General features: G+C 70.1%; 24 protein-coding genes and 2 tRNA genes. 11 read left to right on the top strand and 15 right to left on the bottom strand.

Features of this window, described 5'->3' with window-relative positions:
* Positions 1-143: 143 nt before the first annotated feature.
* Entirely contained in the window at positions 144-1,220 is a 1,077-nt protein-coding gene (locus ACF1G2_RS23300) for a hypothetical protein (RefSeq protein ID WP_391800080.1), read from the bottom strand.
* A 107-nt stretch (positions 1,221-1,327) separates the two neighbouring features.
* Here ACF1G2_RS23300 and ACF1G2_RS23295 point away from each other — a divergent pair, with 107 nt between their 5' ends.
* Entirely contained in the window at positions 1,328-1,867 is a 540-nt protein-coding gene (locus ACF1G2_RS23295; protein ID WP_391800079.1) for a MarR family winged helix-turn-helix transcriptional regulator, read from the top strand.
* On the opposite strand, the gene ACF1G2_RS23290 is transcribed toward ACF1G2_RS23295, so the two are convergent.
* The 4 genes from ACF1G2_RS23290 to ACF1G2_RS23275 form a co-directional block, all read right to left on the bottom strand.
* A complete protein-coding gene (locus ACF1G2_RS23290; protein WP_391800078.1) occupies positions 1,864-2,400 on the bottom strand; it encodes a GNAT family N-acetyltransferase in 537 nt (178 codons plus the stop codon). The two genes, ACF1G2_RS23295 and ACF1G2_RS23290, sit on opposite strands and share 4 nt — an antisense overlap.
* 152 nt (positions 2,401-2,552) lie before the next feature.
* Positions 2,553-3,212 (bottom strand): response regulator, encoded by a 660-nt coding sequence (locus tag ACF1G2_RS23285; RefSeq protein WP_391800077.1) that lies wholly within the window; start codon positions 3,210-3,212, stop codon positions 2,553-2,555.
* A 39-nt stretch (positions 3,213-3,251) separates the two neighbouring features.
* Positions 3,252-4,991, bottom strand: coding sequence for a sensor histidine kinase (locus ACF1G2_RS23280; protein WP_391800076.1), 1,740 nt, complete (start codon positions 4,989-4,991; stop codon positions 3,252-3,254).
* Positions 4,992-5,165: 174 nt separating this feature from the next.
* A tRNA-Leu gene (locus tag ACF1G2_RS23275) sits at positions 5,166-5,252 on the bottom strand.
* A gap of 572 nt (positions 5,253-5,824) precedes the next feature.
* On the opposite strand from ACF1G2_RS23275, the gene ACF1G2_RS23270 reads away from it, so the two are divergent.
* The 6 genes from ACF1G2_RS23270 to pknB all read left to right on the top strand — a co-directional run bounded on the left by ACF1G2_RS23270 (position 5,825) and on the right by pknB (position 13,958).
* Positions 5,825-6,679, top strand: coding sequence for an FhaA domain-containing protein (locus ACF1G2_RS23270; RefSeq protein WP_391800075.1), 855 nt, complete (start codon positions 5,825-5,827; stop codon positions 6,677-6,679).
* 10 nt (positions 6,680-6,689) lie between these two features.
* A complete protein-coding gene (locus ACF1G2_RS23265; RefSeq protein WP_391800074.1) occupies positions 6,690-7,211 on the top strand; it encodes an FHA domain-containing protein in 522 nt (173 codons plus the stop codon).
* Positions 7,212-7,387: 176 nt separating this feature from the next.
* The gene (locus tag ACF1G2_RS23260) at positions 7,388-8,899 is read left to right on the top strand and encodes a Stp1/IreP family PP2C-type Ser/Thr phosphatase (protein WP_391800073.1); all 1,512 of its coding nucleotides are present in this window, start codon (positions 7,388-7,390) and stop codon (positions 8,897-8,899) included.
* A 26-nt stretch (positions 8,900-8,925) separates the two neighbouring features.
* Entirely contained in the window at positions 8,926-10,356 is a 1,431-nt protein-coding gene (locus ACF1G2_RS23255; RefSeq protein ID WP_391800072.1) for an FtsW/RodA/SpoVE family cell cycle protein, read from the top strand.
* Positions 10,353-11,819 (top strand): peptidoglycan D,D-transpeptidase FtsI family protein, encoded by a 1,467-nt coding sequence (locus ACF1G2_RS23250; protein ID WP_391800071.1) that lies wholly within the window; start codon positions 10,353-10,355, stop codon positions 11,817-11,819. The genes ACF1G2_RS23255 and ACF1G2_RS23250 overlap by 4 nt, the downstream gene beginning before the upstream one ends.
* A gap of 153 nt (positions 11,820-11,972) precedes the next feature.
* The gene (gene pknB, locus ACF1G2_RS23245; RefSeq protein WP_391800070.1) at positions 11,973-13,958 is read left to right on the top strand and encodes a Stk1 family PASTA domain-containing Ser/Thr kinase; all 1,986 of its coding nucleotides are present in this window, start codon (positions 11,973-11,975) and stop codon (positions 13,956-13,958) included.
* Between the two features lie 102 nt (positions 13,959-14,060).
* Here pknB and ACF1G2_RS23240 read toward each other — a convergent pair whose 3' ends face one another.
* From ACF1G2_RS23240 to ACF1G2_RS23215, 6 genes are read right to left on the bottom strand one after another with little or no spacing between them, the layout of a single operon-like run.
* Positions 14,061-14,732, bottom strand: a complete 672-nt coding sequence (locus ACF1G2_RS23240) for a class E sortase (RefSeq protein WP_391800069.1) — start codon at positions 14,730-14,732, stop codon at positions 14,061-14,063.
* Positions 14,733-14,777: 45 nt separating this feature from the next.
* Positions 14,778-15,962, bottom strand: a complete 1,185-nt coding sequence (locus tag ACF1G2_RS23235; protein ID WP_391800068.1) for a class E sortase — start codon at positions 15,960-15,962, stop codon at positions 14,778-14,780.
* Positions 15,959-16,597, bottom strand: coding sequence for an aminodeoxychorismate/anthranilate synthase component II (locus tag ACF1G2_RS23230; protein WP_352187245.1), 639 nt, complete (start codon positions 16,595-16,597; stop codon positions 15,959-15,961). The genes ACF1G2_RS23235 and ACF1G2_RS23230 overlap by 4 nt, the downstream gene beginning before the upstream one ends.
* The gene (locus ACF1G2_RS23225; RefSeq protein WP_260228500.1) at positions 16,594-16,764 is read right to left on the bottom strand and encodes a hypothetical protein; all 171 of its coding nucleotides are present in this window, start codon (positions 16,762-16,764) and stop codon (positions 16,594-16,596) included. The genes ACF1G2_RS23230 and ACF1G2_RS23225 overlap by 4 nt, the downstream gene beginning before the upstream one ends.
* Before the next feature lie 55 nt (positions 16,765-16,819).
* Entirely contained in the window at positions 16,820-17,512 is a 693-nt protein-coding gene (locus ACF1G2_RS23220; RefSeq protein WP_391800067.1) for a class E sortase, read from the bottom strand.
* Positions 17,513-17,531: 19 nt separating this feature from the next.
* Positions 17,532-18,299: a DUF881 domain-containing protein gene (locus ACF1G2_RS23215; RefSeq protein WP_391800066.1), complete on the bottom strand. Its 768-nt coding sequence runs from the start codon at positions 18,297-18,299 to the stop codon at positions 17,532-17,534.
* Positions 18,300-18,450: 151 nt separating this feature from the next.
* Here ACF1G2_RS23215 and crgA point away from each other — a divergent pair, with 151 nt between their 5' ends.
* Complete coding sequence (gene crgA, locus ACF1G2_RS23210; protein WP_137988265.1) at positions 18,451-18,705, top strand: cell division protein CrgA; 255 nt, start codon at positions 18,451-18,453, stop codon at positions 18,703-18,705.
* A gap of 306 nt (positions 18,706-19,011) precedes the next feature.
* Here the strand turns inward: crgA and ACF1G2_RS23205 are convergent, their stop codons facing one another.
* Together ACF1G2_RS23205 and ACF1G2_RS23200 are read right to left on the bottom strand one after the other, a co-directional pair.
* Positions 19,012-19,878 (bottom strand): rhomboid family intramembrane serine protease, encoded by an 867-nt coding sequence (locus ACF1G2_RS23205; protein WP_391800065.1) that lies wholly within the window; start codon positions 19,876-19,878, stop codon positions 19,012-19,014.
* A gap of 138 nt (positions 19,879-20,016) precedes the next feature.
* Positions 20,017-20,544, bottom strand: coding sequence for a peptidylprolyl isomerase (locus ACF1G2_RS23200; protein ID WP_391800064.1), 528 nt, complete (start codon positions 20,542-20,544; stop codon positions 20,017-20,019).
* 168 nt (positions 20,545-20,712) lie between these two features.
* Between ACF1G2_RS23200 and ACF1G2_RS23195 the strand changes: the two genes are divergently transcribed.
* The gene (locus ACF1G2_RS23195) at positions 20,713-21,465 is read left to right on the top strand and encodes a DUF5324 family protein (RefSeq protein WP_391800063.1); all 753 of its coding nucleotides are present in this window, start codon (positions 20,713-20,715) and stop codon (positions 21,463-21,465) included.
* A gap of 101 nt (positions 21,466-21,566) precedes the next feature.
* Here the strand turns inward: ACF1G2_RS23195 and ACF1G2_RS23190 are convergent, their stop codons facing one another.
* Positions 21,567-21,938 carry a DUF6344 domain-containing protein gene (locus ACF1G2_RS23190; protein ID WP_391800062.1) on the bottom strand — a complete coding sequence of 124 codons (372 nt, stop codon included), beginning with the start codon at positions 21,936-21,938 and terminating at the stop codon, positions 21,567-21,569.
* Between the two features lie 441 nt (positions 21,939-22,379).
* Positions 22,380-22,452, bottom strand: a tRNA-Ala gene (locus ACF1G2_RS23185).
* 129 nt (positions 22,453-22,581) lie between these two features.
* On the opposite strand from ACF1G2_RS23185, the gene ACF1G2_RS23180 reads away from it, so the two are divergent.
* Both ACF1G2_RS23180 and ACF1G2_RS23175 read left to right on the top strand, forming a co-directional pair.
* Positions 22,582-23,130 (top strand): DNA-binding protein, encoded by a 549-nt coding sequence (locus tag ACF1G2_RS23180; RefSeq protein ID WP_352187237.1) that lies wholly within the window; start codon positions 22,582-22,584, stop codon positions 23,128-23,130.
* A 55-nt stretch (positions 23,131-23,185) separates the two neighbouring features.
* Positions 23,186-24,520: a protein kinase gene (locus ACF1G2_RS23175; RefSeq protein ID WP_391800061.1), complete on the top strand. Its 1,335-nt coding sequence runs from the start codon at positions 23,186-23,188 to the stop codon at positions 24,518-24,520.
* Positions 24,521-24,579 lie beyond the last annotated feature (59 nt).

Below are 24,579 nucleotides of genomic sequence, written 5' to 3'. Positions count from 1 at the left end.
GGGACGCCTCCCCCGCCTTCGTACTGTGCTGTGCAACATCAACTGGGCAAGACGGTACCGCCGGGTTCGGTGGCCCGTCTTCCCCTGTGGACAACGACCTGTGGACAACTGTCCCCGGTAGCTGTCCACCAGGCCATGGGCCCTCAGACCCCGACGGCCTCCTCCATCTCGTCCTCAGTCGCAGCCTCCGACTCCGCCGCCCGGGGTCCTCCCGCCGCCTCGGACGGCGCCGGCTGGCGGCGGCGTGCTTCGGCCAGGCCCGCGCAGACCGTCACGGCCGCTCCGGCGAGGAGCCAGAGGGCGAGGACGAGCAGGTGTCCGCCGAACGCGTGGCCGTCGAAGTAGACGTGGCTGCGCACGCCCTCGACGAATCCGGCGCCGTTCCAGAAGGCGTGGAGGGCGCCGAAGAAGCCGGGTTGCAGCTCGGGGCGGTAGATCCCGCCGGAGCTGGTGAAGTTGAGCATGACGAACAGGACCATCACGCCGAGGGTGGTCCAGCGCCGCAGGAAGGTGTGGAGTCCGACGCCGATCAGCAGGATGCCGGCGGAGTACAGCCAGGACATGGCCCAGACTCCGCCGAGTCCCTGGTCGACGAGGTGGAACATCGGTCCGGCGAAGACGGTGCCGGCGAGGCTCACGACGAGGGACATTCCGGCGGCGAGCAGGGCGCGGACGCGCAGGGGCAGGACGGCTCCCGCCCCGCCGATGACGGCGACGGAGGCGTACGAGCCGATGCTGAGGGCGACCAGGAGGAAGAAGACACCCTGGCCGGTGGGGTCGCCCTGCGATACGGGTGCGACGTCGGTGACCTTGAGGGGCGCGTCCTGTGCGGCGGCGACCTTGGTGAAGACCTTCTCGACGGCGATGGCGCTGGTGTCGGAGGAGGCGGAGGCGACGAGCAGTTCGGGGTGGGCGCCGGGGAGGTAGGCGCCGAAGGAGGACTGGTCGCGGAGTGCCGAGACTGCCGACTCCCGGTCGGGGACGGTACGGATGTCGAGCGCCCCGGCCCCCTTGTCGTGGAGGGTCTGGGCGAGTACCTGGGTGGTGGGGCCCGAGCCGACGATGTCGACGCGCAGGTCGTGGGGTTGGGGGGCGTGGAACGCCCCGAGGTAGGCGAGGCCCATGCCGACGCACATGAGCAGCGGGGTCAGCAGGTGCCCGAGCACGTGCCGGAGCGCCCTCGTCGACGCCGGTCCCGCGGGGTGGGGTCCTGCGGACACCGCACACCTCCATGGTTGGCTTTTACAACTAAACAACCGTTGTACTATACAACTGAACCGGTGGGGAGCAAACCGGTCAGGTGAACCGGTGACCCAGGGAGCGCAACATGACCGACGGCCCGCGCGACGCATCCGTCGACATCATCCAGCGGGAGCTGACGGCGTTCTCCCGCCGTGCCCGCGCCGCGGCCGCCCGGCTCCACCCGGATCTGCCGCTCGTCTCCTACACCCTGCTCGCCCATATCGACGACCAGCAGGGCTGTCGCGCCACCGACCTCGCCGCCCACTACCTGCTGGACAAGTCGACGGTCAGCAGGCAGATCGCAGGTCTGGAGAAGCTGGGCCTGGTCGAGCGCCGACCCGACCCGGAGGACCACCGGGTCCACGTCCTGCACCCCACCGAGGCAGGCACCCGCGTCCTCGCCGCCACCCAGGCAAGCCGTCGCGCCGCCTACCAGGAGCGCCTCAGGGACTGGTCCGCCGAGGACCTCGCGCAGTTCGCGGCTTACCTGCTCCGCTACAACGCGGCGGGCGCCGCCGTCCTCCCCGACGTCACCCCCCGGGCCCCGGCAGCCGCAGAGGCCGCCGACGCGGACACGGCCGCCGAACAGGCCGCGGGCCGGGCATCGGACCCGACCCCGGGCTAGGGCGTGGGCTTCCAGTCGGCGGCGAGGAGCCCGAGCAGCACCTCGTCGAGGAACTCGCCCATCACCCAGGCCGAGGAGCGCAAGACACCCTCGCGGACGAATCCGTTGCGCTCGGCGGAGCGCAGCATCGCAGCGTTGTCCGCGAGGGTCTCGATCTGCAACCGGTGCATGCCGCGCACGACGAATCCGTAGTGGCACAGCACGGAGACCACGTCGGTGCCGTAGCCCTTGCCGCGGGCGGACGGCAGCAGTCCGAGCCCGATGTGCGCGGACCGGTGGTGGGTGTCGATGCCCCAGAGGTTCGCGGTGCCGACGAGGGTGCCGCCCTCCAGCTCCACCACGGAGAACGGGACGTGCCCCTCCTCCTTGTCGTCCACGACGAGCCGCGCGTCCTTCGAACCGGGCGTGATCGGACGCCACGGCGCGGACTGGGCCCGCGAGGTGCCGGCCACGTCGTCGTAGAGCTCGGTCCGCAGGATCGGGATGTCCTCGTCATGCCGGGCCCTGAGCCCGACCTTGCTACCCCTCAGCATGCGAGCTTCCTATCCGACCGGGCGGACCTGCGGCAAACCGATTTGAGCGGGCAACGACCGACCGAGGGGCCGGAGTTCGAGCCACCTTCAGGTCCCAGGGCCGCTCGACACCCTGTGCTGCCGCCGGCCCCCTCCCCTGGCCTCCCCGAGCCCTAAAGCCCCGCGTCGCGGGCCAGCAGGGCCGCCTGTACGCGGTTCTCGCAGCCCAGCTTCGCCAGGATCCGGCTGACGTACGTCTTCACCGTGGCCTCGCTCATGTGCAGCCGGCGCCCCGCGTCCGCGTTGGACAGCCCCTCGCCGAGCAGCGCGAGGACCTCGCGCTCCTTCTCGCTCAGGGCCGCCACGCGCCCCCTGGCCTGCTCGGCGCGGGCGACCTCCCGCCCCGACGCCAGCTGCTCGACCACATGACGGGTGGCAGCCGGCGAGAGGTACGCGTCTCCGGCCGCCGCGGCTCGTACGGCGCGGATCAGCTCGGCCGGCGCGGTGTCCTTGAGCAGGAACCCGGCGCCCCCGTGCTCCAGGGCCCGCAGCACGTTCTCCCGCTCGCCGAACGTGGTCAGCACGATCACCCGCGTCGAAGGCGCCGCCCGGCGCAGCTCCGGCAGGGCGGAGAGGCCGTCGAGCACCGGCATCTGGATGTCGAGCAGCACCACGTCGGCCGCGTGCGCCCGCGCCTCCTCGACCGCCTGTCGGCCGTCGGCCGCCTCGGCGACCACCTCGATCTCCTCGTCCGAGGTGAGGATCATCCGGATCCCGGCTCTGATCAGCGGCTCGTCATCGGCGATCACGACCCTGATGCGCTGCCCTGCCACAGCTACTCCCCAACGGCTACCGGTTCGGGCGGGTCAGCGCTAGCGCGTGACCTCGTACGACTTCTTCTCGATCAGCTTGCCGTCCTTGAAGCAGAACCGGAAAACCGGCTCCGCCTCGCTCTCCACCACCTCGGAGGACATCAGCACCAGGCACTTCGATCCCTCGGGCTCCGCGGGCCCCTTGCCGTGCAGGCCGGTGGTGGTGACGGTGTCGCCGGACGGCAGCCGGTCGCGTACGTCCTGCTCGGCGGCGCCGACCTCGACCGCGTCGTACTCGCCCGGGTCGATCATGCCCTTCTCCAGCGACGACACGAGGAAGTAGACGCCGAAGCCCCCCGCCACCAGCAGCAGCACGAGCGCCGCGAACGCTATCCCGCATCCCATCGCGACCCCGCGGCCCGTGCTCCTGCCCCCGCGCAACGCCATCGCCAGCTCCCGTTCCGTCAGCGTCCAGTCGGCCTGCCCGACCGGAACGCGACCACGGTCGCCCACGAGAGGCCCCGTCGACTGCTGCCGGAAGTCGTCCTCCGCATCGACCAAAGGCGCTGCTTCCACCGTCCCGTAGGGCAGCATCCCGGCGACCCGGAACCCGCCGCCGTCGACCGGCCCCGCGTGCACGATGCCGCCGACGAGCCTGGCCCGCTCGTGCAGCCCGGTCAGCCCCTGCCCGCCGCTGACCACGTCCCCCGGCGCGTGCGCGGCGGCCTCGTTGACGATCTCCACGACGAGGGAGTCCGGCTCGTACCGCACCTCCACGCCGATGAGCGCGCCCGGCGCGTGCTTGTAGGCGTTGGTGAGCGCCTCCTGCACGATCCGGTACGCGGCGTGGTCGGCGGCCGGCGGCAGTGGCCGGACCTCCCCGCGCCGCCGGAGCTCCACGCGGTTCCCGGCGCCCTGAGCGGTCTCCACGAGCTCCTGGATACCGGCGGTCCCCCGCGCCGCCCGTCCCGAGGAGTCGCCGGAGCGTGCCGGCGGGACGGCGGCGCCGGACGGCGCCGCGACGCCGTCGCGCAGGATGCCGACGACCTCGCGCAGTTCGTGCATGGCGGTTACCGAGGCGTTGCGCAGCACCCCCACCGCCTCCCGCTGGCGGTCGGTCAGCTCCCGGTCGACCTCCAGGGCGCCGGTGTGGACGGCGATCAGCGCGAGCTGGTGCCCGAGGCTGTCGTGCATGTCCTGGGCGATCCGCTGGCGCTCCATGAGCCGGGCCTGCCCGACCACCATCGCGCGTTCCCGCAGCAGCTGGGCGTTGTGCTCCTGCAGGGTGTGCAGCAGGGTCCTGCGCTGGGTCCAGTACCGGTTGGCGAGCCCGGGCGCGAGGGTCGTCGCCAGGTAGTAGAGCGTCGACATGAAGACGACGGTGAGCGTCCGGTGCAGGTCCCAGACGTCGACGACGCTGGCCGCGATGTTCAGCACGTACGCCACGGTGTACGCGATCAAGGCCCGTCCGGCGCCCGCGATGTACCGGCCCGACGACCAGCCGATCAGGATCAGGAGCATCAGGAAGCCCGGCACGAGCGGCGCGAGGCCGCCCGTGACGACGAGCATGGTGACGGGCAGCCGTCGGCGCAGCAGCGACAGGACGGCGGCGGCCAGGCCGACCGCGGCGAGCTGCCACCCCTCTCCGCCGAGCAGTTCCTCGCTGCCGGCGGCGAGCAGCCCGATCACGACGGCGAGCACCAGCTCGCCCGCCGTTCTGCGCCGCGACCAGAACTCGGGTGCGGCGAACCATCCCCATCCGGCGCCGATCCCGGCCCTGATCCTCGAAGTCGCGTCCACGCTCGCACCCTAGGCAGCGGCCGGCCCGGCCCGCGGTTCTCTTTCGTCTCGCCCCGCGACGACGAAGGTCGCATCGCTCACAGCGCCGCTCACATCGCCCGCCTGCCGGAGGCAGCCGCTCCACGGCCGACAACGCGAAAGCCCCGTAGGTCGATGACCTACGGGGCTTCCGTCTGGTGCGCGAGGGGGGAGTTGAACCCCCACGCCCTTTCGGGCACTGGAACCTGAATCCAGCGCGTCTGCCTATTCCGCCACCCGCGCATTGGGTGTGCTCCGGGCTCCCTCACCGCTTTTTCGGTGTGATCGCCTGGCGACATCTGAAGATTAGCACGTCGCAGACGCTGGATTCACATCCGTTGTTTGGCCCCCTCCCGGAGCGAACAGGGAGACAGGGGGCCGCCGAGTCGGACGGCAGCCGACGGCGGCGGGACAGGGCGGACCGCGGCGGGACGAGCGACAGGACGAAGGCGGGGCGGAGGCAGGACGGACGCGAGACGGACCGAACTGGAGCACAAGCGGTACACAGCCGGAGGAGAAAGAGGCCGGGCACCAGGCACCATGGGACGGAGCCCCGCACGCGGGAACGCGGACGGGACGGAAGAGCACGGGTAACGGGAGGAACGGGGCGGACCGCCCCCGCCGCCCCGCCCCGCTCCTCCAGCTCGCTCCCCGGGTGCGGGACACTGTCCAGGGGCCGCCTCTACGATCCGTGGGGAAAGCCTGTGAGAGGTGACACTCGTCCACAGGGCAGAGAAGGGGAACCAGCCGATTTCCCGACGCGTGGATACGATCAGTAAGCAGTACCAGGACGACAACGACGGAGGAGGTGCCCCATGGGAGTCCTGAAGCGTTTCGAACAGCGGCTCGAAGGCCTGGTCAACGGCACCTTCGCCAAGGTCTTCAAGTCCGAGGTCCAGCCCGTCGAGATCGCGGGCGCTCTCCAGCGCGAGTGCGACAACAACGCGACGATCTGGAACCGCGAGCGGACCGTCGTCCCCAACGACTTCATCGTCGAGCTGAGCACGCCGGACTTCGAGCGCCTCAGCCCGTACTCGGGCCAGCTCGGCGACGAGCTGGCCGGCCTGGTCCGCGACTACGCCAAGCAGCAGCGGTACACCTTCATGGGACCGATCAAGGTCCATCTGGAGAAGGCCGACGACCTCGACACCGGTCTGTACCGGGTGCGCAGCCGCACTCTCGCGTCGAGTTCGTCACAGCAGCAGGCCCCCGCCGCCGCCCCTCAGCCGGGCCGCGCGCCGGGTGGCTACGGCTATCCTCCGGTCGGTGCTCCGCCGATGCCCGCGGCCCCGCCGCCGGGCGCGGGCGGCATGCAGCGGCCCGGGCAGGCGCCCGCCGCCGGCCGCCCCACGGCCGGTGGTCCCGGCCCCATGCCCGCCGCCGGCGCCCAGGTGCGCCGGTGGATCGAGATCAACGGCACCCGCCATCAGATCTCCCGCCCGACTCTGGTCCTTGGCCGCAGCACCGACGCGGACGTGAGGATCGACGATCCCGGCGTCTCCCGTCGGCACTGCGAGATCCGGACCGGAACGCCCTCGACGATCCAGGATCTCGGGTCCACCAACGGCATCGTGGTGGACGGGCAGCACACCACCCGCGCTACGCTCCGCGACGGCTCGCGGATCGTCGTGGGCAGCACCACCATCGTTTACCGGCAAGCCGAAGGGTGAAGCGGGGGCAATGTCAGAGCTGACCCTGACGGTCATGCGGCTGGGTTTCCTGGCCGTTCTGTGGCTGTTCGTGATCGTGGCCGTCCAGGTCATTCGGAGCGACCTGTTCGGCACGCGTGTCACGCAGCGCGGTTCGCGCCGCCAGGACACCCGGCCGCAGCAGAATCCGCGCCAGGCGGCGACGCCGCCTGCCCAGCGCGGACAGCAGAACACGGGCGGCGGGCGCCAGCGCCGCGGCGCGCCGACCAAACTCGTCGTCTCCGAGGGGACGCTGACCGGCACGACGGTCGCCCTGCAGGGGCAGACCATCACGCTGGGCCGCGCCCACGACTCGACGATCGTGCTGGACGACGACTACGCCTCCAGCAGGCACGCGAGGATCTACCCGGACCGGGACGGCCAGTGGATCGTCGAGGATCTCGGGTCCACCAACGGTACGTATCTCGACCGGACCCGACTCACCACCGCCACGCCGATTCCGCTGGGCGCGCCGATCCGCATCGGCAAGACCGTCATCGAGCTGCGGAAGTAGTGCTACGTCATGTATGAGTGCGAGCGGAGCGAGCCGGCCGCGGCGGTCCCCACGACGGACCGCGCGGCGGACCGTCAGGTCCGGGCCGCGTACCGGCACGGGCTCCCGACCGGAGGGTGGGCAGTGTGGCTCGAGACCGGCTGTACCCCGAGGCGACGCCGACAGGGCAGGTGCGCATGAGCCTGTCACTGCGCTTCGCCGCCGGGTCGCACAAGGGCATGATCCGCGAGGGCAACGAGGATTCCGGTTACGCCGGGCCCCGGCTGCTCGCCATCGCCGACGGCATGGGCGGCCAGGCCGCCGGTGAGGTCGCCTCCTCCGAGGTGATCTCCACGCTCGTCACCCTCGACGACGACGTGCCCAGCTCCGACATCCTCACCTCGCTCGGTGCCGCGGTGCAGCGGGCCAACGACCAGCTGCGGCTGATGGTCGAGGAGGACCCCCAGCTGGAGGGCATGGGCACCACGCTCACCGCCCTGCTGTGGACGGGTCAGCGTCTCGGTCTCGTGCACGTCGGCGACTCGCGCGCGTACCTGCTGCGCGACGGTGTCCTCACGCAGATCACGCAGGACCACACATGGGTGCAGCGGCTGGTCGACGAGGGCCGGATCACCGAGGAGGAGGCCACCACCCACCCGCAGCGTTCGCTCCTGATGCGGGCGCTGGGCAGTGGTGACCACGTCGAACCGGATCTGTCGATCCGCGAGGTCCGGGCCGGCGACCGCTATCTGATCTGTTCCGACGGGCTGTCCGGAGTCGTCTCCCACCAGACGATGGAGGACACGCTCGCCAGCTACCAGGGCCCGCAGGAGACCGTGCAGGAGCTGATCCAGCTCGCGCTGCGCGGCGGCGGCCCCGACAACATCACGGTGATCGTCGCGGACGTCCTCGACGTCGACGGCGGCGACACCCTCGCCGGCCGGCTCAGCGACACCCCGGTGATCGTCGGCGCGGTCGCCGAGAACCAGGTGCAGCAGTCCGACGGCGGGGCGATGCAGACGCCGGCCGGCCGGGCCTCCGGTCTCGGCCGCACGGCGCCGCACCAGCAGCAGCCCGGTGGGCACGCGCCGCAGGGCTTCGGCCCGCCCGGCAGCGGTGACGAGCACGGCTACGGCGGGATGCCGCCGCAGGGCTCCTTCGGGGCCTACACCGACGAGAGCTTCGACAAGTACGAGAAGTTCGAGAAGCCGCGCACCGGCCGCAAGTGGCTGAAGCGCAGCTTCTTCCTGATCCTCGCGCTGGCCGTGGTCGGCGGCGGTGTGTACGGCGGCTACCGCTGGACGCAGACGCAGTACTACGTCGGCTCCAACGAGGAGCACGTCGCGCTCTACCGGGGTATCAGCCAGGACCTGGCGTGGGTCTCGCTCTCGGACGTGGAGAAGGACCACCCCGAGATCGAACTCAAGTACCTCCCGCCGTACCAGCGCAAGCAGGTCGAGGAGACCATCGCCGGCGGCAGCCTGGGCAAGGCCCAGACGAAGATCGCCGAGCTGGCCGTGCAGGCCTCGGCCTGCAAGAAGACCGAGCAGCGCCGCGAGGCCGCGGAGAAGTCCGCGGACCAGGCGAGCAAGCCGCCCGCCGAGGGCGCGACCACGCCCGAAGACAAGCCCGCCACAGCCGCTCCCTCCCCGGGCCCCACCCTCACGGAGGACGAGCAGAAGCTGGCCTCGAACTGCGGCAAGCAGTAAGCACCCGTAGGGGGCCTTTCACCACCATGAGCGTTGTCACCAACACGACCACCATCGGCGCGATCGAGGCGCCGAGCCGCCGGAACACCGAACTGGCGTTGCTGGCGTTCGCCGTCGGCATCCCGGTCTTCGCGTACCTGAACGTCGGTCTCGCGATCGACGGGAAGGTGCCCGCGGGGATGGCCGGCTACGGCCTCGGCCTCGGCCTGCTCGCAGGCGTCGCGCACCTCGTGGTGCGCAAGTTCGCCCCGTACGCGGACCCGCTGCTGCTGCCCCTGGCGACCCTGCTGAACGGGATGGGCCTGGTGCTGATCTGGCGCCTGGACCAGTCGCCGCGCATCATCAACCGGTACAAGACGTTCACCCCGGACGCTCCGAGCCAGATGCTGTACTCGGCGATCGCCGTCGCGATGTTCGTGGGCGTGCTGCTGATCCTGAAGGACCACCGGGTCCTCCAGCGCTACACGTACATCTCCATGGTGGCGGCCCTCGTCCTGCTGCTGCTGCCGCTGGTCCCGGGCCTTGGCGCCGACGTCTTCGGCGCCAAGATCTGGATCAGCGTCGCCGGCTTCTCCATCCAGCCCGGTGAGTTCGCCAAGCTCGTCCTCGCCGTCTTCTTCTCCGGCTATCTGATGGTGAAACGGGACGCGCTGGCGTTGGCCAGCCGCCGGTTCATGGGGCTCTACCTACCCCGTGGCCGTGACCTCGGCCCGATCCTCACCATCTGGGCCGTCAGCCTTCTGATCCTGGTCTTCGAGAACGACCTCGGCACCTCGCTGCTGTTCTTCGGCATGTTCGTGATCATGCTGTACGTGGCGACGGAGCGGACCAGCTGGGTCGTCATGGGTCTGCTGATGTCCACCGCCGGTGCCGTCGTGGTGGGCTCGACCGCCAGCCACGTGCAGTCCCGTGTCGCGGCCTGGCTCGACCCCTTCGAGTGCCTGAAGACGGCTCCCGAGGGATCCAACATGGCGGCGGCCTGCGACCAGATGAGCCAGGTGCTGATGTCCTTCGGCTCCGGCGGCATCCTCGGCACCGGCCTCGGCCAGGGCAACTCCGACCTGATCGGTTTCGCCGCCAACTCCGACTTCATCTTCGCCACCGTCGGCGAGGAGCTCGGCCTGACCGGCGTCATGGTCTTCCTGCTCCTGTACGGCCTGATCATCGAGCGCGGTGTCCGTACCGCCCTCGCGGCCCGCGACCCGTTCGGCAAGCTGCTCGCCATGGGCCTGTCCGGCGCCTTCGCGCTGCAGATCTTCGTCGTCGCGGGCGGTGTGATGGGCCTCATCCCGCTGACCGGTATGACCATGCCGTTCCTCGCGTACGGCGGTTCCTCCGTGATCGCCAACTGGGCCCTGATCGGCATCCTGATCCGGATCAGCGACACGGCGCGCCGCCCGGCGCCCGCCCCCGCCCCGTCCCCCGACGCCGAGATGACCCAGGTGGTCCGTCCGTGAACAAGCCCCTGCGCCGGGTCGCGATCTTCTGCGGCCTGCTGGTCCTCGCCCTGCTGATCCGGGACAACTGGATCCAGTACGTCCGTGCCGACGAGCTGAACGCCCACCCCAAGAACAGGCGCGTCACGATCGAGCGGTACGCGAACGAGCGCGGCAACATCATCGTGGACGGCAAGCCGATCACCGGCTCGGTCGACTCCCAGGACCCGTACTACCGGTTCAAGCGGACCTACACCGACGGCCCCATGTGGGCCCCGGTGACCGGTTACGCCTCGCAGGCCTACGACGCCAACCAGATCGAGAAGATCGAGGACGGCATCCTCACCGGCAACGACGACCGGCTCTTCTTCGACCGCACCCTGTCGATGTTCACGGGCGACAAGAAGAAGGGCGGCAACGTCGTCACGACGCTGAGCGGCGCCGCCCAGAAGGCCGCCTTCGAGGGCCTCGGCGACAAGACGGGCGCGGTCGTCGCCATCGAGCCCAAGACCGGCAAGATCCTCGCGCTCGCCTCCACGCCGTCGTACGACCCCTCGACCTTCGCCGGCTACTCCGGCAAGGACGAGAAGGCCTGGCTGGCGCTGGAGAAGGACAAGAACAAGCCGAAGCTCAACCGCGCGCTCCGCGAGATCTACCCGCCCGGCTCCGTGTTCAAGGTCGTCACGGCGGCCGCGGCGCTGGAGAACGGCAAGGTCAGCGACATCAACGCGCCGACGGACACCCCGGAGCCGTACAAGATCCCGCTCTCCACGAGGAACATGGTCAACCACGCCAGCGGGTGTGAGAACGCCAGCCTGAACAAGGCGCTCGAGGTCTCCTGCAACTCGGTCTTCGCCAAGCTCGGCGACGACGTCGGCCGCGACAAGATGGTCGAGATGGCCGAGAAGTTCGGTTTCAACGCCGAGCAGTTCACCCCGGTCCGCTCCGCCGCCTCCGTCTACGACAAGCAGATGGACCGCGGCGGTAACGCGCTCTCCTCCATCGGCCAGTTCAACACCGCGACCACGCCGCTCCAGATGGCGATGGTGGCGTCGGCGGTCGCCAACGACGGCAAGCTGATGAAGCCGTACATGATCGACAAGCTCGAGTCGCCGAACGTCGACGTGATCAAGCAGAACGAGCCCGAGGAGATGAGCCGCCCGGTCTCGCCGGAGACCGCGCAGAAGCTCCAGCAGATGATGGAGAACGTCGTCTCCAACGGCACCGGCGGCAACGCCGACGTGAAGATGGACGGCGTCAGGGTCGGCGGCAAGACGGGCACCGCCCAGCACGGCGAGAAGAACTCCAAGCGCCCCTACGCCTGGTTCATCTCCTACGCCAAGACCGACCAGGGCTCCCCGGTCGCCGTCGCCGTCATCGTCGAGGACTCCGAGGGCACGAACCGTGAGGACATCTCCGGTGGCGGCCTCGCCGCCCCGATCGCCAAGGCCGTGATGAAGGCGGTACTGAAGACCAGGAGCTGAGTTTGCGGCCGGGCACCGGCCAGGTACCGGTCAGGTATCAGGTGCCGGTCGCGGGCGGATCGCCCTCCCGTGGCCGGTAGCCTTTGCGCGAACAGCACACCGCCGGACCACACACGGGTGCGGTCGGGACAGACGGAGAGGGCTGGATCAGTTATGGAAGAGCCGCGTCGCCTCGGCGGCCGGTACGAGCTGGGCTCGGTGCTCGGCCGTGGTGGCATGGCAGAGGTCTACCTCGCCCACGACACCCGGCTCGGCCGCACCGTCGCCGTGAAGACGCTGCGGGCCGACCTCGCCCGCGACCCGTCCTTCCAGGCCCGGTTCCGCCGTGAGGCCCAGTCGGCCGCCTCGCTCAACCACCCGGCGATCGTCGCGGTCTACGACACCGGCGAGGACTACGTCGACCAGGTCTCCATCCCGTACATCGTGATGGAGTACGTCGACGGCTCGACCCTCCGTGAGCTGCTGCACTCCGGGCGCAAGCTGCTCCCCGAGCGCACGCTCGAGATGACGGTCGGCATCCTCCAGGCGCTCGAGTACTCGCACCGCGCCGGGATCGTGCACCGTGACATCAAGCCGGCGAACGTCATGCTGACGCGGACCGGTCAGGTCAAGGTCATGGACTTCGGCATCGCGCGCGCCATGGGCGACGCGGGCATGACCATGACGCAGACCGCCGCGGTCATCGGCACGGCCCAGTACCTCTCCCCGGAGCAGGCCAAGGGCGAGCAGGTCGACGCCCGCTCCGACCTGTACTCCACCGGCTGCCTGCTGTACGAGCTGCTGACCGTCCGCCCGCCGTTCGTGGGCGACTCCCCGGTCGCGGTCGCGTACCAGCACGTACGCGAGGAGCCGCAGCCGCCGAGCAACTTCGACCCCGAGATCACGCCCTCGATGGACGCCATCGTCCTCAAGGCACTGGTCAAGGACCCCGACTACCGCTACCAGTCCGCCGACGAGATGCGCGCGGACATCGAGGCCTGCCTCGACGGCCAGCCCGTGGCCGCGGCCGCGGCGATGGGCGCGGCCGCGTACGGCGGCGGGTACGGCAACGGCTACGGCGGCTACGCCCCGGACGACCAGCCGACGACGGCGCTGCGCCAGACCGACCCGGCCGGTCAGACGTCCATGCTGCCGCCGATGAACCCGGACGACGGCGGCTACGGGTACGACGACCGCCCGGACCGCCGGCGCCAGAAGAAGTCGAACACCTCGACGATCCTGCTGGTCCTCGCGGGCATCCTGGTCCTGGTCGGCGCGATCCTCATCGGCCGCTCGATCTTCGACGGCAAGGACGGCACGGCCCAGGTCGTCGTACCGTCCCTGGTCGGCCAGACCCTCCAGGAGGCCGAGGTCCGGGCGAAGAACGCCCAGGTCAAGGTCACGCAGTCGGGTTCCGAGCGCTGTGACCAGCCCAAGGGCAAGATCTGCAGCCAGACGCCGGTGGCCGACGGCACGGCGAAGATGAGCGTCGACGAGACGATCTCGGTCGTCGTCTCCGAGGGCGCCCCGCAGATCGAGGTCCCGGACGTCGTCGAGCAGTCGCAGGAGCGGGCCGAGGAGCGCCTCAAGCAGGACGGCTTCAAGGTCAAGGTCGAGTTCCAGGAGTCCGACGACGAGGTCGGGCGCGTCCTGGAGCAGAGCCCGAAGGGCGGCTCGAAGGCGGAGCAGAACTCCGAGGTCACGATCACGGTGGCGAAGCAGAAGAAGTCGCAGCTCCCGGACGTCACGGGTCGCCTCTTCGACCAGGCCGTCCAGGACCTCAAGACGCTCGGCTTCGAGAACGTCGCCCGTCAGGACGTCGACTCGGACCAGCCGGCCAACACCGTCATCGGCATGAACCCGCAGGGCCCCTCGAACCAGGCCAAGGACGTCCAGATCACGCTGAAGGTCTCCAAGGGCCCGCAGCAGACCCAGACGACGATCCCGACGGGCCTGACGGGCAAGAAGTTCGAGGAAGTGAAGCAGCAGCTGGAGGCCCTGGGCCTGCCGGTGCAGCAGACGGGCTCGGACAAGAACGACGCGATCGTCATGGGCACCAACCCGCCCGAGGGCAGCCCGGTGAACCCCGGTACGACGATCACCGTCTTCACGGCGGGTGGCGGCGGCAACGGCAACAACGGCGGCGGCTTCTTCGACTAGCGGCCGCGCGTACCGTACGCGCTGAGACGGAAGGGCCCCGGCATCCACCAGGATGCCGGGGCCCTTCCCGTTCGCCCGCCGGTGAGTCGCACCGGCGGGCGTTCAGCTCAGTTCCGCGGGCGGGGTCCGCTTCGCGTCGACCTTCTCCGTGCGGACCAGTTCGCCCCACACGATGTAGCGGAAGTCCGAGGTGTACATCGGCGTGCACGTCGTCAGCGTGATGTAGCGGCCCGGCTTCGACCTGCCCGACTCCTTCGGGACCTGCTGGAGGACGTCCACGTTGTACTTCGTCGTCTCCGGAAGGGACTTGTAGACCTTGTAGACGAACCACGTGTCCTTGGACTCGAAGACGATCGGGTCGCCGTCCTTCAGCTTGTGGATGTTGTGGAACTTCGCCCCGTGCCCGTCCCGGTGCGCCGCCAGCGTGAAGTTGCCCTGCTTGTCCTGCGGAAGGGCCGACTTGACCGGGTCCGTGTAGTAGCCGGCGACGCCGTTGTTCAGCGTCTTGCTGTCGGTGCCCTTCTTGACGAGTATCTCGTCCCCGCCCATCGCCGGGACGTGCAGGAATCCGATGCCGTCCTTGGTGTCCAGGGCGCCGGGCGCCGCCCAGTTGTCGCGGACCTGGTCGCCGTCCTTGTCGGCGGCGCGGTCGGCCAGGACGTTGGTCCACCAGAGCGAGTAGACGACGAAGAGGCCGAGCACCAGGCCCGCGGTGATGAGGAGTTCGCCGAAGACACTGACGACTCCGGCGATCCAGTTGCGCGCACGTGCCACTGCGTCGTCCCGTTCTGAAGTGTGTGGTCGTGGATCCGTAGGGTCTCAGCCTACGAGCGCGTCCGGCTTCCCCTTGCTGCGCGGGCGTTCCTCGACCATCTTGCCCCACACGATCATGCGGTACGTACTGGTGAATTCGGGCGTGCAGGTGGTCAGCGTGATGTACCGCCCGGGCTCCGTGAAGCCCGACTGCTTCGGCACCGGTTCGATGACCGACACGTTGGACGGCGCGGTCTGCGGCAGGATGCTCGCCATCTCGTACGTGTAGTAGGCGTCCTGCGTCTCGACGACGATCGGGTCCCCGGGCTTCAACTGGTTGATGTACCGGAACGGTTCGCCGTGCGTGTTGCGGTGCCCCGCGACGGCGAAGTTGCCCTCCTTGTCGCCGGGCATCGCCGTCTTCAGCTTGCCCTCGCCGTAGTGGCCGACCATGCCGCGATCCAGGACCTTGGGCTTGCTGATGCCCTCGGCGACGGGGACGACCACGTCCAGCTTGGGGATGTACATGATCGCGAAGCCCTGCCCCGGCTCGAACGCGCCCGGCGCGGCTCCCGGCTCCCGCCCCTTGGACCAGGAGTCCTCTATCTGTCCCTTGGCCTGGTTCGCCTGCTGTCCGGCCCGTACGTTCGTCCACCACAGCTGGTACGTGACGAAGAGCAGCATGACCACGCCGAAGGTGATGAACAGTTCGCCCACCAGCCGGCTCGCGACGACACCGACGCTGTCCTTCGCCGCCCTGGCCGCCCGTCTGGCCTCGACGCGGGACAGCGGCGCGGCGGGGGCGGTCTCGGCGGCGGGCGCGGCGCCCCGGCGGCCCTTCCCCTTGGCCCCCTTGCCCTTGGCGGCGCGCCGGCGCTCGGCCCTGCCGGGGCCGGCGGGCGGCGTCACGGCGGGCTCCACGGCCCTCAGAGCCATCGTCTCACCGTGGGGCTCGTGTGACTCGTAGGGCGCCTCCGGAGGCTCGTACGGGCCCTCCTGGGCCTCCTGCGAGGGTTCGTAGGGCGCGCGCTGCGTCTCGTAGGCCACGTCCCGCTGCTCGTAGGGCACGTCCCGCTGCTCCGGCACAGGCTGTGGCGGATCGGTGACGCCCTCCGGTATCGCGTCGTACGGGTACGCGTACTCGGCGTACGTGGCGGGGTGCGCCGTCGCGTACGGCGTCTCCTCCGGCAGCGATCCCGGTTCCGGTCCCGGCTCGTTCGTCGCCCGGAACCACGGCGACCCCGCCGTCACGCGACGGCCTTGCCCACCACCGGCGCGAGCCCCGCCGACCTGCCGATCGCCCCCCTGTCGCCGCACTGCTCCAGCCAGTTGGCGAGCATCAGGTGGCCGTGCTCGGTGAGCACCGACTCGGGGTGGAACTGCACGCCCTCGACGGCCAGGTCACGGTGGCGGAGCCCCATGATGATGCCGTCCTCGGTGCGCGCGGTGACCTCGAGCTCCGGCGGCACGGTCGTGGGTTCGGCGGCCAGCGAGTGGTACCGCGTCGCCGTGAACGGCGACGGAAGGCCCGCGAAGACGCCCTTGCCCTCGTGCGTGACGAGGGAGGTCTTGCCGTGCAGCAGCTCGGGGGCGCGGTCGACCACGCCGCCGTACGCGACGGCCATCGACTGCATGCCGAGACAGACCCCGAAGACCGGCACCCCGGTACGGGCGCAGTGGCGCACCATGTCGATGCAGACACCGGCCTGTTCGGGCGCGCCGGGACCGGGCGAGAGCAGGACGCCGTCGAAGCCGTCCTGGGCGTGGCTCAGTTCGACCTCGTCGTTGCGCAGCACCTCGCACTCGGCGCCGAGCTGGTAGAGGTACTGAACGAGGTTGAAGACGAAGCTGTCGTAGTTGTCGACGACGAGAATCCGCGCGCTCACTGGCCGTCCACCGTCACATCGTTGAACGGAAGCAGCGGCTCCGCCCAGGGGAACACGTACTGGAAGAGGGTGTAGACGACCCCCAGGACGAGGACGAGCGAGATGATGCCCCGGACCCACGCGTTGCCCGGCAGATGCCGCCAGATCCAGCCGTACATGACGTCCACTGCCCCTTCCGTTCGTTACGGGCACCAGAGTACGGGGCGAAGGGGGCGTGAGGGGTCAGCCCGTCAAAGCCGGTGGCTTGCCCTGCGTCACAGGCTGGGTGGCGTCGAGGTGCGCCCAGACGATCAGCCGGTGGCTGCTGCCCCACTCCGGCTCGCAGGTGGTGAGCGTCAGATAGCGGCCGGGGCCGTCGAAGGCGGCCGCGTCGCTGCGCAGCGGGCGGGGCACGGGATCGATCACGCCGACGTCGGTGGGGAGGGTCCGGTACGGCGCGCGGGCGATCCGGTACGTGAACCAGGTGGTGCCGTCGGTGAGGACGACCGCGTCACCCGGCCGCAGCCGGGGGAAGTCCTTGAACGGATCTCCGTACGTGCGCCGGTGGCCGGCCACGGAGAAGTTGCCGGTCCCGCCGAGCCGGGCGGTGGCGGCGTAGTGGCCGAGGCCCTTCTTCAGGACGGCGGCGGAGGTGCCCTCGAGGACGGGCCACTCCCAGTCCCCGCCGAGCCGGGGGATGTACATGACGGCGATGCCCCGGCCGTTCGCGTACGGCTTCGGGGGCGGCGCGGCCGTGGCGGCGCCGGGGACGGGCCGCTCCACCCACTCCCGCTCCAGGGTGTCGATCTGCCCGGCGGTCGCGCTCTCCGCCTGGACGCCGGTCCAGTGCAGCAGGTACACGACGAAGAGAACGATCACGGTCCCGACGGTGATGCACAGCTCGCTGAACGTCCTGACGATCAGTCGCACCCCCACCGGCCGGGCCTCCCCGCAGTCAGCTCACAGGCTTCGCGTAGTGGAGATCCACTGTGCCGGAGTAGCCGGGCAGAGTCATCGCCTTGCGCTCGTCGACTTTCCAGCCGAGGCCGTAGGCCTTCACGTACAGCTGGTAGTTCTGCACGGCCGGCGCTTCGGCGAGCGCCTTGGTGAGCTTCTCCTGGTCACCCACGGCGGTGATCTTGTACGGGGGCGAGTAGACCCGGCCCTGGAGGATCAGGGTGTTGCCCACGCAGCGCACGGCGCTGGTCGAGATGAGCCGCTGGTCCATGACCTGGATGCCCCGGGCGCCGCCCTGCCAGAGCGCGTTCACGACGGCCTGGAGGTCCTGCTGGTGGATGACGAGGTCGTTGGCCTGCGGCTCGGGGTAGCCGGGGGCCGCCTGGGCGTTCGGCGGGGCGTCGTTCAGGGTGACCGTCAGGCCCTGACCGGAGATCGCGGTGGTGCCGGCGGCCCTCTCCAGGGCGCGCAGCTTGGCGTCCTCGGCGCGCGTGGAGCCGTCGTCGCGGGCGGCGAGGGCGTCGACCTCGCCGCGCAGGGCGGCGGTGGACTCGTCCAGGCCGGCGTTCTTGTGGCTGCGCTCCTCGATGAGGTCGGAGAGCCGCAGCAGCGAGGCGTCCGTGCGGATGTTCGTACCCTTGGCGGTGTTGAAACTGGTCACGAAGATCAGCCCGGCCAGGGCGAAGACGGCAGCGGTCAGCACCCGGACGGGGCGCCACCTGGTGGGTCGGCCCGGCCCGGGGGAAGAGTCGGCAGAATTGCTCAACGTACCCTGATCCCCTTCGGTGCCGTGGAACCACTACGCTAACGGACGCCCGGGGGACGCAGTGGTCCTCCTACGTCACCCAGCCGTCCCACCCCGGCGCCAGCCACAGTTCCCTGCGCGGTCACGCAGCGCATCGACAGGAGAGTCCCTCGTGCCGAAGTCACGTATCCGCAAGAAGGCCGACTTCACGCCCCCGCCCGCCAAGCAGGCCACCAACATCAAGCTGACCAATCGCAGCTGGGTGGCACCGGTGATGCTGGCGCTGTTCCTGATCGGGCTCGTGTGGATCGTCGTCTTCTACGTCACCGACGGCACGCTGCCGGTGAAGTCCATCAACAACTGGAACATCGTGGTGGGCTTCGGCTTCATCGCGGCCGGGTTCGGCGTCTCCACACAGTGGAAGTAGCCGCCCTGGCGGTGGTCGCGACGGGCTCCCGGCGTGCCCGTCAAGCCTTGCCCTGAACTTATCCACAGCGTTGTGCACAGCACTGGATAACTTACGAAGATCTGTGGATAACCATCGCCCCGGTTGACGCCGGTGTGACTGCGGCACCCTTGCACAGATTCACCCGCACCCCCCGTTCCTGCTGGGAAATCCCAGCTCAGGAGCGGGGGGTGCGGTCGTTCTCCACGACATGCGCACAGTCCGCCACGCGCTGTGGATAACTCTGGGGAAAGCTTTGCGGAGAAGCTCGTCCACAGCCCTCTGCGCTCAGGTGAGCGCTGCCGAGCGGACGAGGATCATCCCCAGGTCGATCAGCAGCACCAGTCCACAGGCTCCGTACTGCACGAGGTTCCGCTGAGCCCGCGGCGCGTGCAGCAGGCCGTAGGTCACCAGGGCACCGCCGACGAGGCCGCCGATGTGGGCCTCCCAGGAGATCCCGGGCCGGGTGAAGGTCAGCAGCAGCGACAAGGCGACGAAGAGGACCACCGGCCGCATGTCGTACCGCTGGCGGCGGGTCAGCACGGCCCAGGCGCCGATCAGTCCGAAGACGACGCCCGAGGCGCCGAGCGAGGGCTGGTTCGGTGCGGCCAGCAGATAGGCGAGCGCGGAACCGGAGAGTCCGGAGAGCAGGCAGAGCGTGGCGTAGCGGATCCGGCCGAGCTCGGGTTCGACAATGCCGCCGATGACCCAGAGACCCAGCATGTTGAAGAGGAAGTGCGGGATCTCCTGGTGGAGGAAGGCCGAGGTCAGCAGCCGGTACCACTCGCCGTCCGCGATGCCCACGATCTCGCCGAGCGGCGGACTGAAGGCGTACCCGATCAGCGACAGCTCGTCCACGAGCCGGTCGCCGACCACCTGGACGGCGATGAAGAGGGCGAGGTTGATCGCGATGAGGATCTTGGTGACCAGACGGCCGTCCGATGCCACGCGGCCGCCGGCGAGCGTGCGGGGCTGGTTGGCATCGGGCGCGTGGCCTGTGCCGGATCCGTTCCGCACACAGTCCGGGCACTGGAAGCCGACGGACGCGGAGACCATGCACTGCGGGCAGATCGGCTTGTCGCACCGGGTGCAGCGGATGCCTGTCTCGACGTCCGGGTGGCGGTAACAACGCGGCAGGCCGGACTGCGGCTCCATGGAGGTCCCTCCCGAGGAGATGGGGGCGGCGAGGCGGCGCCCCGCCTCACCTGTACGGACGGGCGGGGCGGAAAGGTTCCCTGCGTGGGCGGGTCCGCGTGGGTCGACGGCGAGCGGCCCCGCCGGGGCGGCGACCGGTCAGCGGGTCTCGATGACGACCGATTCCAGGATCACGTCGTCGAGCGGCCGCTTGGTGTTCGGGTTGACGGGCGTGGCGGCGATCGCGTCGACGACCCTCTTGCTCGCCGCGCCGACGACCTCGCCGAAGATCGTGTGCTTACGGTTCAGCCACGTCGTGGCGCCGACGGTGATGAAGAACTGCGAGCCGTTCGTGCCCGGCCCCGCGTTGGCCATGGCCAGCAGGTAGGGGCGGTCGAAGAAGAGCTCGGGGTGGAACTCGTCGGCGAACTCGTACCCCGGCCCGCCGGTACCGTTCCCCAGCGGGTCCCCGCCCTGGATCATGAAGCCCTCGATGACCCGGTGGAAGACGGTGCCGTCGTACAGGCGGTCCGCGGCGACCGTGCCGGTGGCCGGATGCGTCCACTCCCGCTCGCCCTGGGCGAGTTCCGTGAAGTTCCTGACCGTCTTCGGGGCGTGGTTCGACAGCAGCCGAATCTCGATGTCGCCCTGGCTGGTCCTGAGAGTGGCGTAGAGCTGCTCGGCCACGGTCCGCCTTCCGTAAGTCTCCACTGACGCGCATCGCATCCTCGCACGGAAGCGTCGTGGCCATGCCCCGGATGCCAGCCCCGCATGCCGTACCGCGTTCTGGCAGGCATGATTTCGAAAAGGGTGGAAAGGCGAAATACCGACACCGCCACCGAGTAGGAGGATGCCGTGACCCGGATGGACAGCGTGCGCGCCGCGACCGATTCGGCCAAGGACAGCGTGCTGCACGCCGCGGAAGTGGTGGCGCCTTATGCCGACACGGCCAAGGAGCAGGCCGCTCAGTACGCCGGCACGGCCAAGGACCAGGCCGCGCGCTATGCGCACGAGGCACGCGTCAAGCTCGCGCCGAAGGTCTCGCAAGCCGCTCAGCAGGCCCGCAAGCAAGCTCGTGTGCAGTACGACTGCCTTGTCGCACCGCATGTACCGCCTCGGGTCGACGATGCCGCGCATCGTGCCGCGGTGGTGACCCGCAAGGCCGCCCGTCAGGCGGCGGACTACACGGTGCCGCGTGTGGAACAAGCGGTCGCCGCCACCGGACCCGTTCTGGACGAGGCCGGTTCACGTTCGGTGGCCGCCTGGGCCGCGCTGCGCGGTCAGGTGACACCGAGGGAGATCGAGAAGCTCGTGCGGAAGCACGAGCGTCGGGCCCGGGCCGGTCGTCTCGCCAAGGGACTCGCCGTCCTCGGCGTGGTGGCCACGGGTCTCTTCGTCGCGTGGAAGTGGTGGGACAAGCAGGCCAACCCGGACTGGCTGGTCGAACCGCCCGCTCCCACCGAGGTCGATGAGGCCGTTCCGGAACCGTCGTCCCGTACGTCGCCGCTGTCGTCCGTCGACGGCAGTGGGGCTCTCGATCCCGAGGTGGAGGCCAAGGAGGCCGAAGACGACATCGAGACGGATACGGATCGCGACGATCGTCGCTGAACCGCGAGGTCCGCTCGGCGTTCCGGCCGCGCCGTCGGGCCGGTCGTACCGGGTCCGCTCGCCGGGCGGGCGTGGGGAGCAGTGAAACGACTCCTCACGCCCTACGCCGCAGCGGCGAGCGCCCGGTCCGACAGCTCCGTCTGGTCCGAGAGATCGGTCTCGGCCGGGGAGTCGGCGCGCAGGTGGCGTACGGAGGGCGAGGAGTTGTGGGCCTCGGCCCGGATGCGCTGCTTGATCGTGGGCGGCAGGGAGCGCTCGCGGACGGTGGGCCACTGATACGCCGACCTCTGTGTCGGCACTGCCACGGTCGGGCGTGCCCCGGTGGCGGTGCCCGCGGTGGCCGGCTCCTCGGGCTGCTGGACGGCGGGAGCCTGCGCGGCGGCGGCGGTGGACGCCAGGCCGACGGAGGCGAGCAGGGCGAAGAGTACGGAGATGAAGGCGGTCCAGAACTGCTTGACCTTGGCGGTGGCCATGGCCCCTCACTTTCGTGACGCTACGTTCGTGGTGTTCTCGGATGGTTCATTTCGGATTGCGCGCTTTTCGTACCTTCCTCATGATGGGGACGCGGATCCGGATTTCCCGGAGCTACGCCGCCACCGCGCAGTTCTTCCGATGAACACCACTCGTACGGCTCAGTGGGCCGCCACGAGCTCCGTGGCGCCGTGGGTGACGGCTGCCCGGGGCGCCGTGGGTGACGGCTGCCCGGGGCGCCGTGGGTGACGGCTGCCCGGACGGGGCTGACCGATCCGCCCGACGGGCGAGGGTGAGCGCGATCCGCGCCACGGAGAGACCGCGGGCGCTCTGAGCCGGTGGCTCGGCCCCGGCCTGACAGGTTCATTGCGGGCCCTTGGGGAGGGCCAATCGACGAAAGCCCCTGCGAACCGCGCTGACGCGGTTCGCAGGGGCTTGTCCGGTGGAGCCTAGGGGAGTCGAACCCCTGACATCTGCCATGCAAAGACAGCGCTCTACCAACTGAGCTAAGGCCCCGGAACGAGAACAGAGTACCGGGTCACCCCCTCTTTCCCGCAAAAGGATTGGGACTCCCGGTGGACGACCACGCTCCGTAAGATGCTGACCGGGGTTCGCAGTGGCGAACCCAAGGGATGGGGAGAAGCAATGGACGCAGTACAGCAGGAAGCCACGGCAAGAGCCCGCGAGCTTCAGCGCAGTTGGTACGGAGAGCCGCTGGGGGCGCTCTTCCGTCGGCTGATCGACGATCTCGGCCTCAATCAGGCCCGGCTCGCGGCTGTACTGGGCCTGTCCGCACCGATGCTCTCCCAACTGATGAGCGGCCAGCGGGCCAAGATCGGCAACCCGGCCGTCGTCCAGCGTGTCCAGGCCCTGCAGGAGCTCGCCGGTCTGGTCGCCGACGGCAGCGTCAGCGCGGCCGAGGCCACGGACCGGATGGACGAGATCAAGAAGTCCCAGGGCGGCTCCGTCCTCACCGGCACCAGCCAGACCACCACCAGCTCGGGCGCGCCGACCGTGCGCCGCGTGGTCCGCGAGATCCAGTCGCTGCTGCGCTCCGTCGCGGCCGCGGGCGACATCATCGATGCCGCCGACTCTCTCGCCCCTGCCCACCCGGAGCTGGCAGAGTTCCTCCGGGTGTACGGCGCCGGGCGCACCGCCGACGCGGTCGCGCACTACGAGTCGCACCAGAACTGACGCAGAGCAGCCGGTCCGGTCGGACGGACCCGGAACGGGGAGCGGGCGCAGCGCAATGGGTGAGGTCTTCGCTGGTCGGTACGAGCTGATCGACCCGATCGGACGCGGTGGGGTCGGCGCCGTCTGGCGCGCCTGGGACCACCGGCGCCGTCGGTACGTGGCGGCCAAGGTGCTCCAGCAGAGCGATGCCCACACGCTGCTCCGCTTCGTCCGGGAGCAGGCCCTCCGGATCGATCATCCCCATGTCCTCGCGCCGGCCAGCTGGGCCGCCGACGACGACAAGGTGCTGTTCACCATGGATCTGGTGGCCGGCGGGTCTCTGGCGCACGTCATCGGCGACTACGGGCCGCTGCCGCCGCGCTTCGTCTGCATGCTGCTGGACCAGCTGCTCGCCGGATTGGCCGCGGTGCACGCGGAGGGGGTCGTGCACCGCGACATCAAGCCGGCGAACATCCTGCTCGACGTCACCGGAACCGGGCGGCCGCATCTGCGGCTCTCCGATTTCGGCATCTCGATGCGCAAGGGCGAGCCCCGCCTCACCGAGACCAACTACGTGGTCGGGACGCCCGGTTACTTCGCGCCCGAGCAGATGCTGGGCGCGGAGCCGGACTTCCCTGCCGACCTCTTCGCGGTCGGCCTGGTCGCGCTCTATCTGCTCCAGGGCCAGAAGCCGGACTCCCGCGCCCTGATCGAGTACTTCCTCGCGCACGGGACGCCGGGAGCCCCGGAGGGGATCCCCGAGCCGCTGTGGCAGGTCCTCGCGGGCCTGCTCCAGCCCGATCCGCAGGCCCGCTTCAGGACGGCCACGGGCGTACGGAAGGCGCTGACCTCGGCGGTCGAGATGCTGCCCGAGCCCCGCCCGGACGAGGAGTCGGTCGAGGTCTTCGACCAGATCGGCCCGCTGCCCGCCGGATTCGGCCCGAACGGCCCCGTGGCTCCCGAGCCGCAGGCCCAGGCCACCCCCGAGCCCCAGCCTCGCCCGGCCGCCCCCGCACACGTACCCGTACAGCCGCAGGACCAGGCCCGGCAGCAGCCGCCGGCACAGCTCCCGCAACAGCCGCCGAGCCCCTCCGAGACGGGCAGCTTCCATCTGCCCCCGCCGCCTCCTCAGCCGGTCGCCGCCCCCACGCAGCCCCCGGTCCCCGCATCCGCGCACACGGCCTCCCCCCATCCCGCCGCCGCGCCCGACTTCGCCCAGGCCTCGACGCCCGCGGTCTTCCACCAGCCTTCTACTCGTCAATACACCGCTCAGGCCGGTCAGGTTCCCGCCCAGGTCACACCGTCCGCCCCGGCAAAGCGGCCGGGACCGCCCCCGAAGGTGGCGATCCCGGTGCTCTTCGTCGCGCTGGTCTGCTTCGCCGTCGGCATCTGGGCGCTGACCCAGACCTGAGGCGCTGACCCAGACCTGAGGCGCGGCCCAGACCTGAACCCCGGCCCGGAGCTGAGGCC

It is taken from the genome of Streptomyces sp. NPDC013457 (assembly GCF_043089925.1).
Lineage (GTDB): Bacteria > Actinomycetota > Actinomycetes > Streptomycetales > Streptomycetaceae > Streptomyces.
Note: the sequence above shows the minus strand (reverse complement) of the source record. Positions and strands in the feature narration are given on the sequence as shown.